At 72.4% G+C, this 15,491-nt stretch carries 12 protein-coding genes; 2 read left to right on the top strand and 10 right to left on the bottom strand.

All coding sequences use genetic code 11. From position 1 onward, the window contains the following. Positions 1 to 2: 2 nt before the first annotated feature. Positions 3 to 3,725 (bottom strand): fibrinogen-like YCDxxxxGGGW domain-containing protein, encoded by a 3,723-nt coding sequence (locus EGX94_RS08905; RefSeq protein ID WP_196807731.1) that lies wholly within the window; start codon positions 3,723 to 3,725, stop codon positions 3 to 5. Positions 3,726 to 3,881: 156 nt separating this feature from the next. Then, positions 3,882 to 5,396: an oligosaccharide flippase family protein gene (locus EGX94_RS08900; protein WP_021796796.1), complete on the bottom strand. Its 1,515-nt coding sequence runs from the start codon at positions 5,394 to 5,396 to the stop codon at positions 3,882 to 3,884. Positions 5,397 to 5,459: 63 nt separating this feature from the next. On the opposite strand from EGX94_RS08900, the gene EGX94_RS08895 reads away from it, so the two are divergent. Continuing rightward, positions 5,460 to 6,089, top strand: a complete 630-nt coding sequence (locus tag EGX94_RS08895; RefSeq protein ID WP_051245357.1) for a hypothetical protein — start codon at positions 5,460 to 5,462, stop codon at positions 6,087 to 6,089. On the opposite strand, the gene EGX94_RS08890 is transcribed toward EGX94_RS08895, so the two are convergent. Genes EGX94_RS08890 through EGX94_RS08865 form a run of 6 tightly spaced genes read right to left on the bottom strand, consistent with a single transcriptional unit; the run spans position 6,025 to position 12,078 of the window. Next, positions 6,025 to 7,437, bottom strand: coding sequence for an O-antigen ligase family protein (locus EGX94_RS08890; protein WP_021796801.1), 1,413 nt, complete (start codon positions 7,435 to 7,437; stop codon positions 6,025 to 6,027). The two genes, EGX94_RS08895 and EGX94_RS08890, sit on opposite strands and share 65 nt — an antisense overlap. Further along, positions 7,434 to 8,672: a glycosyltransferase family 2 protein gene (locus tag EGX94_RS08885; protein WP_021796798.1), complete on the bottom strand. Its 1,239-nt coding sequence runs from the start codon at positions 8,670 to 8,672 to the stop codon at positions 7,434 to 7,436. The genes EGX94_RS08890 and EGX94_RS08885 overlap by 4 nt, the downstream gene beginning before the upstream one ends. Continuing rightward, a complete protein-coding gene (locus EGX94_RS08880) occupies positions 8,665 to 9,867 on the bottom strand; it encodes a GumC domain-containing protein (protein ID WP_021796794.1) in 1,203 nt (400 codons plus the stop codon). The genes EGX94_RS08885 and EGX94_RS08880 overlap by 8 nt, the downstream gene beginning before the upstream one ends. A gap of 36 nt (positions 9,868 to 9,903) precedes the next feature. Further along, positions 9,904 to 10,812: a glycosyltransferase family 2 protein gene (locus EGX94_RS08875; RefSeq protein ID WP_021796800.1), complete on the bottom strand. Its 909-nt coding sequence runs from the start codon at positions 10,810 to 10,812 to the stop codon at positions 9,904 to 9,906. Between the two features lies 1 nt (position 10,813). Then, the gene (locus EGX94_RS08870; protein WP_226906019.1) at positions 10,814 to 11,569 is read right to left on the bottom strand and encodes a CDP-alcohol phosphatidyltransferase family protein; all 756 of its coding nucleotides are present in this window, start codon (positions 11,567 to 11,569) and stop codon (positions 10,814 to 10,816) included. After that, entirely contained in the window at positions 11,566 to 12,078 is a 513-nt protein-coding gene (locus tag EGX94_RS08865) for an adenylyltransferase/cytidyltransferase family protein (protein ID WP_226906018.1), read from the bottom strand. The genes EGX94_RS08870 and EGX94_RS08865 overlap by 4 nt, the downstream gene beginning before the upstream one ends. 400 nt (positions 12,079 to 12,478) lie before the next feature. Here EGX94_RS08865 and EGX94_RS08860 point away from each other — a divergent pair, with 400 nt between their 5' ends. Continuing rightward, a complete protein-coding gene (locus tag EGX94_RS08860) occupies positions 12,479 to 13,498 on the top strand; it encodes a DUF2207 family protein (RefSeq protein WP_021796370.1) in 1,020 nt (339 codons plus the stop codon). A gap of 12 nt (positions 13,499 to 13,510) precedes the next feature. Here the strand turns inward: EGX94_RS08860 and EGX94_RS08855 are convergent, their stop codons facing one another. Together EGX94_RS08855 and EGX94_RS08850 are read right to left on the bottom strand one after the other, a co-directional pair. After that, on the bottom strand, positions 13,511 to 14,056 hold the full coding sequence (locus tag EGX94_RS08855) for an RloB family protein (protein WP_021796369.1): 546 nt from the start codon (positions 14,054 to 14,056) through the stop codon (positions 13,511 to 13,513). A gap of 71 nt (positions 14,057 to 14,127) precedes the next feature. Next, complete coding sequence (locus tag EGX94_RS08850; protein ID WP_043120156.1) at positions 14,128 to 15,441, bottom strand: AAA family ATPase; 1,314 nt, start codon at positions 15,439 to 15,441, stop codon at positions 14,128 to 14,130. Between the last annotated feature and the right edge of the window lie 50 nt (positions 15,442 to 15,491).

The raw sequence follows: 15,491 nt of genomic DNA, 5'->3' as shown, positions 1-15,491 counted from the left end.
GCTCAGCGCTCCAGGGTCGCCGTCGCGTCGAAGGTGAGCGAGGAGGCCATCCGACTGTTGGAGTGGGTCTCGACGCCGATGCGGTTGACGCCGTCGGTCAGCTGCGAGCGGTCCAGCTCCACGGTGAACATGTTCTCGTCGGCGGACGCGCAGGCGGCGGTGACCTCCTGCGTGGCGCTGTCGGTGAAGCTGATCACGTTGTCGGGCCTGCCATCGTGGTCGACGTCCCGGGACTCCATGCGCAGGCGCCCGACCTCGGTGCCGTTGACGCGGATCACGGCGCCGTCGTCCACGCGGACCCTGAGGGTCAGCCTCGTGGAGTCGGTGAGCGCGCCCAGGTCGACGTCGCGGCTGAAGTACGCGGTCCTCGCCACGCCCTTCTCGAGCGGGGTGTTGATCGTGCTGTTGCGGGAGTCCCAGCCGAACGGGGCCCTGCCGGTCCGCCAGCCGCTCAGATCGGCGTCCTTGCTCCAGCCGTCGTCGGCAGCGGTGGTCTCGTAGCGGTAGGACCACTCGGAGCCCGCCGGGACGATCTCGCCGGTGGCGGTGGTCGCGTCGACCGGGACCAGGGGCATGCCAGTCGCCGGAGCGGCGCCCGGATCCTTCGCGGAGCCGGTGCCGCCGTCGGCGCCACGGGCGTCGGCGGCCTCCCGGTCCCCAGCCCCCTGGTCGTCGGCGGCCCGGTCGTCGCCGGTCCGGTCATCGGCGGCCCGGTCATCGGCGCCGGCGGGATCGGTGGCCTGGTCGGCCTCGTCGGCGTCCTGACCGGCCTGGTCGGAGGCCCCGGCGCGGTCGGCCGCCCCGTCGGCGTCCTGGGCCCGCTCGATGCGGGTGACCCGGGCCTGCATCGTCATGGAGGCGCTGGAGCGGTAGTTCACGTGCTCCTCGACGGCGATGGTGTTCTCGCCAGCGACGAGCGAGTCGGCGGGCACGGTGACGACCGTGCGGTGGGCGCGCGCGTCGGAGGTCCTGGCGATCGCATTGGCGCGGGTGTCGGCGCGCACGGGGCCGGCGTCGATGCGGGTGCGGCTGACCTCGGTGCCGTTGACGTAGACCACCGCACCGTCATCGGCGACGTACGAGACGGACACCCCGGCGAGCGACGTCGTGTCGGGCACGGTGAAGGAACTTCGGAAGTACGTCGTGATCGGTCGACGCGAGGCGGCCCCGGGGGTGATCGTCGTGGTCAGCGCCGAGTCGCCGTAACCGATCGGGGCCGCGCCGGTGCTCCAGGCCGAGTCGTCGTAGTCGGCTGCCGTCCAGTCGTCGGCGGGGACGGTGGCACTGGGCAGGTAGGACCAGGTGCCGGTGTCGTCGAGCAGGACCGGGGTGGCGGGTTCGGCCCCGCCGGAGCCGGAGGCGGTGGCCACGGTCGAGGAGGCGCTGATGTTGCCGTTGTCGTCGACGGTGCGGACGAAGTAGCGCTGGTCGCCGCCGCGCGGAACGGTCAGCGAGGTGGCCGTCGTCGTGGCGATGGTGCGGTCGTCGCGCAGCACCTCGTACTTCGTGGCGCCGGGGACGGCGTCCCAGGCGAGGTTCACGGTGTCGGAGGCGGAGCCGGTGACGCGAAGCCGACCCGGGGCCTCGGTGGGCTCGTCATCGCGGGGGCCGTAGAGGGCGAAGCCGCCGTTCCACTGCCGGCCCGTGAGCGAGGTGTACGAGTTGGTGAAGTCGCCGCCGACCCACAGGGTGCCGCCGTCGGTGACCTTGAGGGCCCAGGCGCCGGTCGCGCGCTTGGAGCTCAGGTTGTAGGGGGTCCAGTTCAGCTGCTTGCCCGTGGCGGAGTCCCAGGCGCCGACCCAGCGGATCGGGTCGGCCTCGGTCCAGTCCTCACCGGGCAGGTTGTCCCAGCTGTAGGCGTCCTGGTAGGCGAAGTCGGAGCAGTGGCAGGACGCGTAGGTGACGCCGCCGTGCGACTCGATGGCCTGGATGTCACCGCCGTTGGCCAGCGTGACCGAGCCGGACTGACGGGTCATCGAGGCGATGTCGTAGCGGAACAGGCTGTGCTCGGAGCCGCCGAAGAAGACGTTCCCTCCGACGGCGTTGACGGACTCCTGGTACATCTTCTTCGGACGGGTGTACTTGTAGTAATCCGTCGTGACCGAGCCGACGAAGGTGAACGAGGTGTCGACCGCGGCGCCCGGGCTCGTGAGGATCGAGGCCGCCCACTTGACGGGGGTGCTCCGCGACTTCGAGAAGAAGCCGCCGGCGAAGTACTTGCCGCTGGACGGATCGACCGCCGAGCCCCAGACGCTGCCGTTGAACTCGGGGTTCCACGAGCGGTCGGGCCGCCCGCTCAGCGAGACGCGGGCGGCGGAGCGCCCGTAGGAGTTCGAGACGCCCTGACCGGACAGATGGGTGAAGGCGCCGCCGAGGTAGATGTTGGCGCCGTCGGTGGCCAGCGTCTTGACGGACAGGACGCCACTCGACAGGCGGTTGACGACCTGGAGGTCCCAGGACTCGTCCACGGCGCCGGTGGTCGGGTTGATGACGACCGTCCCGGAGTGCGCCGAGCCGTTGACAGAGGTGAAGTCGCCTGCGACGAGGAGCTCCCCGTTGGGCAGGGCCAGCAGGTCGTGGATCTGGTTGTTGAAGTCGAAGGAGAGCGCGCTGTTCCACTCGCCCGTGCTCGCGTCGAAGGCGGCGAGCGCCTTCGAGGGATGCACCTGGCCCGACGAGCCCTGCTGGACGCCGGTGAAGTTGCCGCCGACGAACATGGTGCCGCCGACCTGGGCGAAGGCCTGCACCTGGATACTGCCCTCGGCGACCGAGCCGGTGAGATTGCCGCTCACGCCCCAGCTCGTCCGCTGGGCGTACTCGGACGCGGCGTTGTCGGTGCGCGAGGGGATCGCGCTCGTCCCGGTGTCGGGGATGGAGGCGAAGCCGGAGTCGTCGGAGCTGATCCGCGGGCGGACGTACACCTCGGAGAACGGGAAGCGGTTTCCGCCGCTCCTCAGCTGGCGGACGAAAGTGCCGTCACCGGTGCTCGCACGGCTCGAGTAGGCCCAGCCCGTCTCGTAGTTGTTGGCCGAGGTGGAGCGCACGTCGAGCGAGGTGGTGCATCCGCCGAAGCTGTACCACTTGCAGTTCCTGTTCAGCGGCTGGTCCATGGTCTGCTGCGCCCCGGTCCAGGAGTCGTTGCCGAAGCGGTAGTCATAGGTCGTGTAGGTCTTGAACGGCCAGACCCAGCCCTGCGTCTGATGGGGCTTGATGTCGAGGGTCTGCCACTGGGAGCCCTTCGCGTCGGCCGCCCGCACGACGCGGTAGCCGTCGGGCAGGTCCGAGACCGGCTGGTCGTTCAGCAGCCCGTCGACCGTGGCAGCCGGCAGCTGGGCGACGTCGACGTTGCCGCCGGAACGGTCGCGGGTCAGTAGCAGCGACTGGTCGCCCCAGCCCTGGGTGTGGGTCTGCCATCCGTCGCGGCCGCGACCGATCATGACCCAGCCGCCGCCGTCCGTGCTCTGGTCGCAGAAGAACTGGCCGGGGGCGTCCATGGCGGGCGTCTGCAACCAGTAGGTGCCATCAGGGGAATCAGGGTCGTGCTGCTTGATCTCCCAGCAGGAGGCCGCTGCGGTTGCCTCGGTGCGGCCGTCGTGGGCGGTGGACTCGGAGCCCGCAGCGGCAGGCGCGGCACCGCCCTGGTCGGCGGCCGGATCGGCGACCGCAGGAGAGAGGCCGGACACGGCCATGGCGACAATCATGAGCGGCGTGACAAGGGCGGACACGCACATGCGATGGGGGCGCATATCTTCCTCGGGGTGGAGGGCGGCGCAGTGTCGAAACTGCATGACGGCCACCACTATGCCACGTCAGCGCTGCCACGAGAAGCTGTCGGAAGGATTGGACGATGCTGAGGATCGACTGTGAAAGACCCCTACGGGTCACCCTTGTCGTCTCCCGATCTTTGACCCTAGCATTGAACCGAGCCCTGACAAGTGCAGGGGTTCGCGCATGAGGCGGCACATGGCGCCGAGGCAGACTCCGGAGACGAGGATCCCGAGCCCGAGACCGAGGAGGGAGTCCCGTCCGAGGGCGAGGGCAACAAGACCTGACGGGATGCCAGCGCAGGCCCCGACGCCCAGCAGCGGGCGCAGCACGTCGGCGACGGCCGGGCGGACGTCGAGGAAGTGGACGACCTGGACCGTGGCCAGCGCGGCGTCGACGACCATGCACACCGCCCAGCTGAGCGCGGCACCGTCGATCCCCATGATCGGGACGAGCACGAGGTTGCCGAGGACGTTCACCACCAGGACGACGGCCTTGTTGAGGGCCGCCCAACCGCTGCGCCCGCTCATGATGAGCAGAGAGTGGATGTTCCCGGCGCAGAAGGTGACCATGGCGCCGCAGCACAGGATGACGAGCACCCACGACCCGGGCTGGAACTCGGGGCCGAGGATGAGCATGAGGCAGGGCGAGAAGATCGCCATGAGCAGGTGGATCGGGGTGGCGAAGAGCACCAGCCAGATCGTCGCCGTGGAGTAGAGGGCGCGCAGCTCCCCGATCCGCTCCATGTGCATGAGTCTGCTGAACTGCGGAGAGACGACGATGCGCAGGGCGGTGTCGACGATGAGACCCGCCTGGATGTAACGACTGGCGCCGCCGTAGACGCCAGCCGCGCCGTTGCCGGCGAGCAGGCCGACGATGAGGACGTCGAGCCAGGTCAGGCCCTGCTCGAGGGCGGCCGAGAGGGTGCGTGGCAGGGCGAATCCCATGATGGCGCGCCGCCGCCCCCGCCCGGGCCAGCGCTGCTGCGGCCCGGTCCGGTCCTCGGCGGGCAGGTGGCGGACCAGGAGGAACCAGCTGAGGACCAGGACGACGGCGAACGGCAGCGCCCACGAGAGGGACACGACGGTCAGCGAGCCGCCCATCGCGACCGCCGCGGCGACGAGCACCGGCCGCAGCACCGGCAGGGTGACGTTCTGCACCAGGACGTACTCGCGCATGTTCCCGAGGGCCCGCAGCGCAGCGGCGGCGACGACCGTCAGCGCGCCGACGGGGATGAACCACAGGATCGCACGGATCGCGTCGCGCACCGACGGATCGTCCCCGCCCCAGATGAGGGGCGCGACGAGCTCGAGGACGAGCACGACGACGAGCGAGATGACGACCGTGAGGGTGCCCATGTAGGCGAGGCAGGGGCGGATCTCCTCGGGACGGTCGACGCGCAACCGCGGCATGAGGTAGATCGCAGCCGAGTCGAAGCCCAGCTTGGCCATGGCCATGACGAGGGAGAAGACGCCTGTGGCCTGGGTCACGACGCCCGAGCCGGCCGAACCGAGGAGGCGGGCCAGCAGCACCGAGAGGAGGAAGCCGAGGACGGCGCTGAGTGCCGCCCCGACGAAGCCGACGATCCCGCCGCGGGCCAGCGCGACGCGGCTCTCCCCCTGCCCGCTCACCCGAGCGCCCCGTTCGGGGGTAGCATCACCCTGACCCGCCCGCTACACGTCAGTTGGTGCCCCATGCCCCTCACAACCGTCCGTTCCCGCAGAACGCTGCTCGTCGCGGCGATCGTCGCCGTGGTCCTGCTGCTCGTCGTGGCCGTCGCCGCCATCCGGTCGAGGACCCGGGCGACCGAGGAGGGCACCAGCGGCGCCTCCCCGGGCACCACAGCGAGCTCCTCGCCCGGGGTCTCCGCGTCGGCCTCGCCGTCCGAGAGCGCCTCGAGCGCGCACACCGAGCCGGCTCCGCCCCTGTCGCAGGACGAGGCCGCCGCCACGACCCGCGACGCACTGACCCGCACGGCCGCGGCGCTGTCCGACCCGGGCAACCCGGCGGATCTGTCCGGCGTGCTCACCGACGGCGAGCTCGACTCGTACGAGGCGCAGGCCGACGAGTTCGCGAGCACCGGCGTGCACCAGAACGGCGCCCCGACCATCGAGAACCCCGGCATCGTCGGGGTCTCGGACGATGGCGCGACGGTCTCGGTGCAGGCCTGCGTCGACTCCTCGTCCGTCCATGTGCTCGACGACCAGGGAACCGATCTGCACGCCTCCCAGCCGAAGCGCTCGCTCACCATCTTCATGCTCACGAACTCCAACGGCTCCTGGAAGATCTCCGGAGAGAGCTTCCCCGACGATCCGACGTGCTGACCGGCGGCGAGGGGGCCGACGCACCGCCCCCCTCGCGCCAGCGCACGAGGAGCGCGACGGCAACGAGCGAGACCATCATGCCCGTCGTCATCCCGTAGTAGAACGACTCCACGAGCGTGGCCAGGGCGATCCCGCCGAGAACCGCGCCGACGAGGTCCCGGCAGCGCCACGCGTAGCAGACCGCGGCGGCGAAGGTCCCCATGAACAGCACCGCACCGACGACGCCGTGCGAGAACAGGACCGTCCAGAACTGGCCCTGGGTGCCCAGCGAGGGGAGCCAGGGCGCCGCGGCCGGACGCGGGGCCCCGAAGCCCAACAGCGGCGAACCGCGCAGCTCGCTGAGCGTCTCGACGTAGTTGACGAGTCGGTCCCCCGTCGAGGTGCTCGCCCGGACGCGGCTGAGCAGTGACTGCCCCATCGGCGAGACGAACCAGACCAGCGCGGCGACCACGACGACGCCGGCGCCGGCGAGCACCTGGGGCAGGCGTCCGGAGCGGGTCCTCTGGAGACCCACCCACAGGGCGACGACCCCCAGACCGACGAACATGCCGCGGTTCTGGGTGGCCGCCGCCGGGACGATCGAGACGGCGACGAGGGCCGCCACGGGCCAGCGTCGCGGCGAGCGCTCCCGCCGCAGCAGCGCGGCATGGGCGAGCACGACGGGCAGGATGAGCGAGTAGACGTTGCCCCAGGTGTTCGCGTAGACGAACGGGGCGCTCGGACGCGGGTCGGTCCTGATCCACGCGTTCCGGTCCCACTGGGTCGTGGAGCGGTGGACGAAGTCGTGGATGAAGCTGTTGGAGGTCAGCGCGCCGGGCAGGACGTGGGACAGCGGCGTGTCGATCTGCAGGTTCGGGGCGAGTATGGCCAGGTAGCCGCCCAGGACGGTCGACAGGAGGAACCAGGTCATCGTCCCCCCGTAGACGCGCAGCGTGAGGGTGCGTCGGGCGTTGTAGGCGTAGCAGGCGAAGACCGTGGCGGCCAGGAGCATGGACAGCCGGTAGAGCGCGCCGATGACGCGCCCCGAGGTGTCGCACTCGACGATCGAGACCGCGGCCCAGACCAGGAAGAAGGCCCAGACCGACCAGCCGCGGGGGAAGTCGAGCCCCCGACGGCGCGCCATGAGGGCGAGCATGACGAGGGCCATGACGGGCCAGATCATGTCGCCGATGCCGAGGACCCACCAGAGGATGTAGCCGGCGAAGGGCAGGACGAACGGCCAGACCGGCAGCGCGGACGCCTCGGGGCGCAGCGTGGCCCGCGCCGGGTCGTCCCCGGTGCGGTGCCAGCGGCCGGCCGCCGGGGCGCTCCGCCAGGCCCCCTCGGCGGATCCGCCGAGGGGGCTCATCGCAGCCCCTTCGCGGCCCTGGCCGCCCTCGCGTAGCACCACGGCCCCTCGAGGAAGCCCCTGATCTCGGACCGCGTGAGGGAGCCCGGGGTGTCGTCGTCCGAGCCGGCGACGCGCTCCGAGCCGGGTCTGAGCCGGGCGGCGACGCCGGGCACGCGCCCGGCCAGGACGAGCAGCGTCGCGGGGCGCTCCAGCACCGACTTGACGATGAGCGCCGACATGCCGGAGCCGTTGCCGCGGATCTGGGCGTCCAGGCCGGCCGCGGTGCGGCGATGGCGGTGGTGCAGCACCGCATCGGGGGTGTGGACGATGACCCGCCCGGTGCGCAGCAGACGCGCGAACATGTCGAGGTCCTCGCCCCCGCGGGTCGGGGTGCCGGCACCGAGCCGGACGTCGAAGTCGCCGGCGTCGGCGAGCGCCTCGGCGCGGTAGGCCATGCTCACACCGGCGCCGACGCGGGCCGTCGTCACCGGGTAGAGGGGGCCGCCCTCGCCGGGCGCGCCGAAGCGGCGCACCGAACGCGGGGCCGGGCCGATCGTCCACACGCGCGGGACGTCGTCCTTGGGGAAGCCGCCGCGGGACTCGAACCAGCGCTGCGCCCGGTAGCGCAGCTCCGCCGGCAGGACCATGCCCGTCGTCGCGCCGATGACGCGGTCGGGGTCGGAGGCGAGGGGGTCGAGCAGGGCGACGAGCCACCCGGGATCGACGAGGGCGTCGTCGTCGGTGAAGGCGATGACGGGGCGCCGCGCCGCCGCCACGCCGGTGTTGCGGGCCCACGACAGGCCCGGGACGGCCTGCTCGACGATGCGCAGGCGCGCGTCCTCGAGACCGGCCAGCGCGGCGCGGGTGCGCCCCGTGGCCGGGGCGTTGTCGACGACGATGAGCTCGAAATCGGGGTGCGTCTGGGCGAGCAGCGCCTCGACGGCGGAGCGCAGCAGCTCGCAGTCGCCCGTCGTGCACAGGACCACGGAGGCGCCGAGCGAGGCGCCGGCGCCCTCGTCCCAGGCGCGCCGGGGAGCGGGCGGCAGCGCCAGAACCCGGGGGGCGGAGGCGGGTTCGGAGTCGGAGTCGACGGTGACGACCCCGGCGGTGCGTCCGCCGTCGCGCACGAGCACGAGGGCGGTGGCCTGCCCGGCCCCGCTGATGGTCCTCACCAGCCCGGTCGTCCGGTCCAGCTGGACGATGCGCGAGCCGGCCCCGTCGATCTCGTCGCGCGGGACGTCGGTGTCAGGCATACCCGCCCCTGGTCGCCTGGGCGAAGTAGAACCCGCCGTCGAGCAGGATCACGCCGACGACGTCGCGTTCGGCGACGTCCAGCTGGTCGAGCAGCTGGTGCAGCTCGGCGAGGGGGTCGCCGACCGCGGCGCCGATGAGGATGCGGCCGCCGGAGCCGAGGCGCTCGATGACCTCGGCGAGGGGCATGCGCCGATCGACGAGGACGGGGGCCGCGGCGCCCTGGACGCCGCGGGCCCGGCCGATGGCCTCGGCGAAGGCGAGCGCCCGGGCGTCGGCGCCGTCGGCGAGGACGATGAGCTCGTACTCCTTGCCGACGGCCAGGGCGGACACCTGGGCCGGGGCGTCCCAGCGCGCCACCGGGGCGACATCCTGGTCGGCGCTCCACACGGGCAGGCCGGTGAGGTCGGAGAGCTGGAGGGCAGAGAGCACGCGCCGCTCCCGGCGCTCGCGGACGAGGCCGATGGCCAGGCCGAGGACGACGCCGACGGCCAGCCCGGCCGCCAGGATCTTCTTCCGGGGCGGCGTCGTGTCGTCGGGCGAGTCCGCGGCACCGGTGAGCACCCGCGCCGCCGTGGTGTGGTAGGCGGCCAGCTGGTCCTGCTGCTTGGCGAGCTCGGTCAGCTCGGTCTGGATCGCCTCGGCGCGGGCCTGGCCGCCGGAACCGAGCCCGGCCGCCTCGGCGTTGAGGGCGTTGATCCGGTCGGTGATGGCGGCGGACAACTCGTCGGCGCGCTGCTCGATGAGGCCGGTGCGCTGGTGGATGTAGGCGGCGGTGATCGCATCGGTCACCGCGACCGCCTTCTCGCGGGTGCTCCCCGACCAGGAGATCGACACGATGGTGCCGTTCGTGTCGCCCTCGACCGTGAGGGCGCCCTTGAGGTCGTCGAGCGTGAGGTCGGTGCCGGGCATCGAGTCGAGCGCCTGCTGGAGGGTGACCGCTGACTTGGCGATGGCCTTCTCGGTCACCATGTCGGTGCTCGACAGCGAGGTGCGGGCGGCCGGCTCGAGGGTCGAGGACGGGGTGGTGATCGTCACCGTCGCGGTCGCGGTGTGCGAGCCCGGCAGGACGATGAGATACAGCACGGCGAGCAGGCCGCCGAGGACGATGCCGGCGACGACGGATTTCCAGCGGCGCGCCAGCTCGTGCCCCAGGATCTGGGGGCCGCCGGTGGGCGGCGGTGTGAGGATGCTCATGCGGTCTCTCCTTCGGAGGTACTGCTCGAAAAGACTCTACTGGGCGCGCAGCCAGGACCGGCGCGCCGCGAGACGTCTCGTGAGGACGGCGGCCCGGCGGGGGCCGAGGGCGGCGATGGCCGGCTCGACGGCAGCCGCGAAGCGGGCGAACCCGGCCTCGCGCTCGGCCGGGGGGAGGACGGCCATCGAGACGATCCGCTGGAGCCGGACGCCGGTGAGGCGCTCGGACAGCTCGGCGAAGGCGTCCTGCTGCCGCTCGTCGGCCCAGGAGGCGCTCCGCCAGCGGGCGGAGGCGGTGGTCTGCGCGGGGTGGACGCGGTAGACGAGGCCCCAGCGGCCGAGCCTGCGGATGCGGGCTCCGGCGCTGGCCGAGCGCAGCCACAGATCATAGTCCTCGGCGGGGACGTCGCGGTAACCGCCGACCCGCTCGAGCAGTCGGCGGGAGGCGACCATCGTGGGATGGCAGACCGGGTTGGTGAGGAGCAGGTGGAGGGCGAACTCGTCGGGCCCGATCGGGTAGGGCGCGCGCGGGACGACCCGGCGGAGGCCTCCGCCGGCCGATTCGCGGAGCTCGACCTGCTGGAGGAAGACCATGTCGTCGCCGTCGTCGAGGCGGGCCAGCGCGGCGCCGAAGCGGCCCGGCAGCGAGATGTCGTCGGCGTCCATGCGCCCGACGAGTTCGGAGTCGGTGGTCTCGAGCAGCTGGGTGAGGACGCGCGTGATGCCGCCCGGGCCCGGGGCGGCATCGACGAGTCGCAACCTGCGGTCGACGACGCCCCGCCGGGCGGCGCCGGCCAGGACCCGCTCGGCGGTGCGATCGGTGGAGCCGTCATCGGCGACGACCAGCTCGGCGTCGGGGGGCAGGGCGGCCAGCGTCGAGCGCACCGCCCGGGTGACGGTGCGCTCGGCGTTGTGCGCCGGCAGGAGGACGGACAGTCGCGGCACGTCAGCCCTCCCGGGCGGCTGCGTCGAGGGCGCGCAGATCGCGGTAGCGGCGCGTGAGGGAGAGCATCGAGTGGGCCAGGGCGATGACGGCGAGCAGCGTGTAGACCACGCGGAAGGGGGCGCCCAGACCGTACAGGAGGAACGACCAGCACAGCGTGCCGGGGTCGGTCGGCAGCAGGACGATGGAGCGCAGGGTGCCGCCGCGGGTCTGCTTGCGTCCGGCGGCCCGTACGAACTGCTCGGCGAGGATCTGGGAGAGGAACTGGCCGGAGGTGACCCACGCGTGGACGACGGCCACGAGCGCGAACCAGGGACGTCCGGAGTGCAGGACCGTGGTGACGGCCAGCGACAGGTGGATCGCCGGGGAGCGGAAGGCATCGGCGACGTGGTCGATCCACTCGCCCGTCCTGCTGGCGGCGTGCGTGACGCGCGAGACCTGGCCGTCGGCCGAGTCGAACAGATAGCCCAGGGCGAGCAGGACGGCGACGGGCAGTCCGACCCAAGCGGCCGGGCGGCAGACGAGGAGGACGACCATGCCGAGCGCCGACAGGAGGAACGACAGGGCGCTCACGGCGTTCGGCGTGAGCCCGGAGGCCGCGGCGAGGGCCGCCACGAGGCGGGCTCCGCGGCGGTTGACCCAGCGCGTGTAGGCGGGGACGCCGTCGCCCGGCTTCTGGGCCGCGTCGAGCTCGGCGCGGTAACGGCGGACGCGCCCGCCCCAGCCGGCGCGGGCGGCCACGGGCCCGGCGGCGCTCACCTGGCCCCCGCCTCGTGCGCGACCGCTCCGCGCTCGGCGTCCGCCGTCCCGTCGACGTCCTCGTCCGCGAAGTCCTCGGGGGCGATGAAGCGGCGCAGTTTCGTGCTGGAGGTGCTGGGCGTGTAGGGCAGGTAGAACACGGTGGCGCCGACCTCGGCCATCTCGGACTCGAGCTGGTCGCCCTTGGGGGTCCCCTTCCAGTCGTCCCCCTTGAACAGGACGTCGAACGGCTGGAGGCGCCAGGCCAGGCGCTTGTCCTGGTCGAGGTCGACCACGACGGCGTCGACGAAGCGCAGCGAGGCCACGAGCTCGCAGCGCTCGCGCAGCGGGATGACGGGCATGCGTCCCTTCATGCGGTAGAGGGACTCGTCGGCCGCCACGCCCACGACGAGGCGGTCGCAGTGCTTGCGTGCGGCGCGCAGCACGTTGAGGTGCCCGATGTGGAACATGTCGAAGCCGCCGGGCACGTATCCGGTGATGCGATCATTCTTCTCATGAGGGGTGTGCACGCACCCATTCTGCCAGGTATCAATTACCTCATTGACAGTCCTCCCACAGACAATTCCCAGAATTGTCGTGATCAGCGCGAACACCGGCATTCCTCCCCGGATGGCCGACTCTCGGGCGCGGCGCCGGCGGCGCGGAGGGCCCGTCGACGCCCACCCGACCGGAGCCCCGCCGGGGCGACGGCTCCCGCCCGGGTCGAGGGCGGCTCCGGGCCGGGGACCGGCCGTCCGTCCGCGGGTCCCGGAGTCGGCTGCCGCAGCGGGTTCGACCGGCCCCGGCGCCGGATGCCCGTCCCGCACGGGAGCAGACCCGACCGGACCCGGGACGCGCATCACCATCGCCCGCACGTCCGTCCCGCACGGGGGCGGGCCCTGCCGATAGGCTGGCCGCGGAGGTCGCATCGTGGACACACCGGCACTCATCGTGCTCATCACCGGCGTCGCAGCCGTCCTCGCGGCGAGCATCGTGGTCGCCCGCGCCCGCCGGCTCCGCGCGGACGATCGGCGCGCCCCGGCGCCCCGCCCCGGTCTCATCGAGGACGACCCCGTCACCGCCGCCCCGAGGGGCCTGACGCCCGGCATGGTCGACGCGCTGCTCAACGGGGAGACGACCAGCAGGGACGTCCTCATCACGCTCATCGACCTCGCCCAGCGCGGCTTCCTGGGCATCACCGCGCTCGCCCGCCCCGACCGGCCCGCGCACGACTGGGTGCTCACTCGCACGGCCAGGCCCGCCGGGGGCGAGGGCCTGCACGGCTTCGAGCACTTCCTGCTCGACCAGCTCTTCGTCGGGCCGGACGAGCCGATCACGCTCTCGAGCGTCGTCATCTCGGCGGAACGGGCGCTGCCGCGCGCGAGGCGGCAGCTGCACGACGACGCGATGGACCGCGGCTGGTTCCAGCACGGTTCGACGCGCACCGACCGCTGGGGCCGGGCGGGCGGCGTCGTCATCGTCGTCGGTCTCGTGCTGGCGGTGCTCGGCGTCATCCGGGTCATGGCCACGAGCCACTGGAGCGTCGTGGTCGGCCCGGTCCTCATCGCCGTCGCCGGTCTCGAGCTCGCCTCCCTGGGTCGCCTCCTGGGCAGGCGCACGGATGAGGGCGCGAGCACCCGCGACGAGCTGCTCGCCTACCGGCGGCACCTCGACTCGATGGGGCCCGAGCGCGTCCTCGTCGAGGACGCCCCGGCGGTCCTGCGCGACTCGCTCGGCTATGCGCTCGCCTTCGGCGGCGCCGAGAGGCTGGGGCGGGTCATCGAGCAGGTCGTCGACCGCGCCGAGCGCTGGGGCCGGGCGGTCGACCTGGATCTCGGCTGGTTCCGCACCCCGGGCGGGGAGCGCCCCGTGGGCGCCTTCGTCGTGGCGGTCACCGGCTTCGTCGACGCCGGGGCGCGTCTGGCGGACGAGGGCGACGGGGAGTTCTGAGGCGGCCCGGCCTCACCGCGCCCGGAGGGGCCCGAGGCTGCGCAGCAGGTGCGGCATCGTCGTCGAGGGGCAGGGGCCCCGGGCGTTCGCACCGGGAACCGAGGTGCCGCGCAGAGTGCACCGGGTCTCCGCCTCCACCGCCCGGTCGAAGGGGAAGTCACCGGGCAGGTCCTTCGCGCTCCTGCCGCTCAGCCCGGTCAGGCGCTCGTAGTGCCGCTGCGCGTCCTTCTGGTCCCGATAGTTCTGCACCTGCTCGTAGTGGGCATTGAGCCAGACCTCGAAGCAGGGCACGGAGACCACCCCGACGACTCTGCTCCCGGAGTCCTTCGACACCTTCCCACACCGGGCGAGGAAGTCCCGACGGTCGGCCCCGTCGTGGTCGACGACGATCCAGGTCTCGTCGTAGGCGCGGAGATCGGTCTCGCCCCGGACGAGGTTGCGCAGGATCGTCTCGGGTTCCTTGCCCTCCTGGCAGATGACCATGATGCTGAGGTTCGCATCGCGTGGAACCCTTCCCTTGAGCTTCCCAAGATAAGTCTTCTCGGTCCTGCCCCCCATTGGTCACCAGCAGGACGGTCCGCCGCTCGGGGCGGGGACGGGACGAACGACGGATGCGCCTGCCCATCGGGTCACTCCGCCCCGTCCGGGTCGGACACGATGCCGAGCAGACCCGAGAGGTCCACCCTGGGAAGCGCGCCGAAGCGGCCCGTCAGATAACGCTTCTGCTCGTTGTCGCCCCGGCGGGTGGCGTACGCCGAGAGCGGGACGAGCTCGCTGGCGCCGGCGTCGTCCTTCTCGCAGAACCAGACCTCGTCGCGGCCGAGGAGGCGGCTCGGCGCATTGCCGAGCAGGGCCGTGTCATGGCTGCTGAACAGGAGCTGGGCGCCGCGCGGGTTGACGTCCCGGTCCTTGAACATCGTGACGAGTGCCGAGCTGAGCGCGGGGTGAAGACTCGCGTCGAGCTCGTCGACGACGAGCAGACCGCCCCTGCGCAGGACGTCGACGGCCGGTGCCGCAGCGGCGAGCCACGCGACGGTGCCGTCGCTCTGCGAGCCGAGGGGGAGCTCGAAGGACTCCCCCGCCGGACCGGAGTGCGTGAAGACGAGGGACCGCGCCACCGGGGCGATCGCGTCCGCTGGGATCTCGGCGGGATCGTCCCCGGAGCCCGCGGCGAGGACGGCCCGCATTCTCTCCAGGATCTTCTGCGGGACCTGCTTCTCCTCGACCCGCACCGACGCGACCCCGAGGTCGGCGACGTGGGCCAGGACGTCGACGATGCCGTTCCAGCGTTGCGGGTCCTCGATCATGCGGGACATGAGCCACTGGAGGCGCACCTGCTGGTCGTCGTCGCTGCGGCCCACGACGCTTGTCGAGGCGCCTGTGCGCAGGCCACGCGCGATCGGCTGCAGGGCGTCGTGCCGGTACCGGGCGGCGACCGCGAGCAGGAGGTCGCCGGGGGTCACCAGCCTGCGGACCTCGGCAGTGGGGCCCTTGAGCGAGGAGCCCGCACGCACCACGATCGGGGCCTCGGGGCCGGTTTGCTCGCGGACGAAGAGCCTGCGCCGGGTTCCCCTGGGACAGGAGTGGAGGGACTCCCTGCGGATGCCCCAGGCCATCGCCTCGAGCTCGTAGTGGTAGCGCACCTCGTCGACGGTGAAGTCGACGTCGTAGGCCGTGGGGGTCTGCGCCGCGGCCGCCGCGGCGTACGGCCAGTGGAGGCGCGTGCCCGGCTCGGCGATGGCCCGGCCGAGCAGGCCCACGGCCGAGAGGATGGTCGACTTGCCGGAGGCGTTCGGACCGAAGACCGCGGCGACCCGGCTCGTGACGTCGCTCCAGGTACGGCCCGCTCCCGGGGTCTGCGTCCTCAGCGACGGGCTGACGAAGGAGAGACCGGCCTCGGTGGCGAAGCACTGGTGGTTGGAGACGGTGAAGTCGAGCAACATGCTGACAGACCAGCGCGAGAAGTGAATCCAAAGCCCTTCTTGGGAAAAAT

This window comes from Propionibacterium acidifaciens (assembly GCF_003798325.1).
Lineage (GTDB): Bacteria > Actinomycetota > Actinomycetes > Propionibacteriales > Propionibacteriaceae > Propionibacterium > Propionibacterium acidifaciens.
This window is presented reverse-complemented; position numbering and strand designations above follow the sequence as displayed.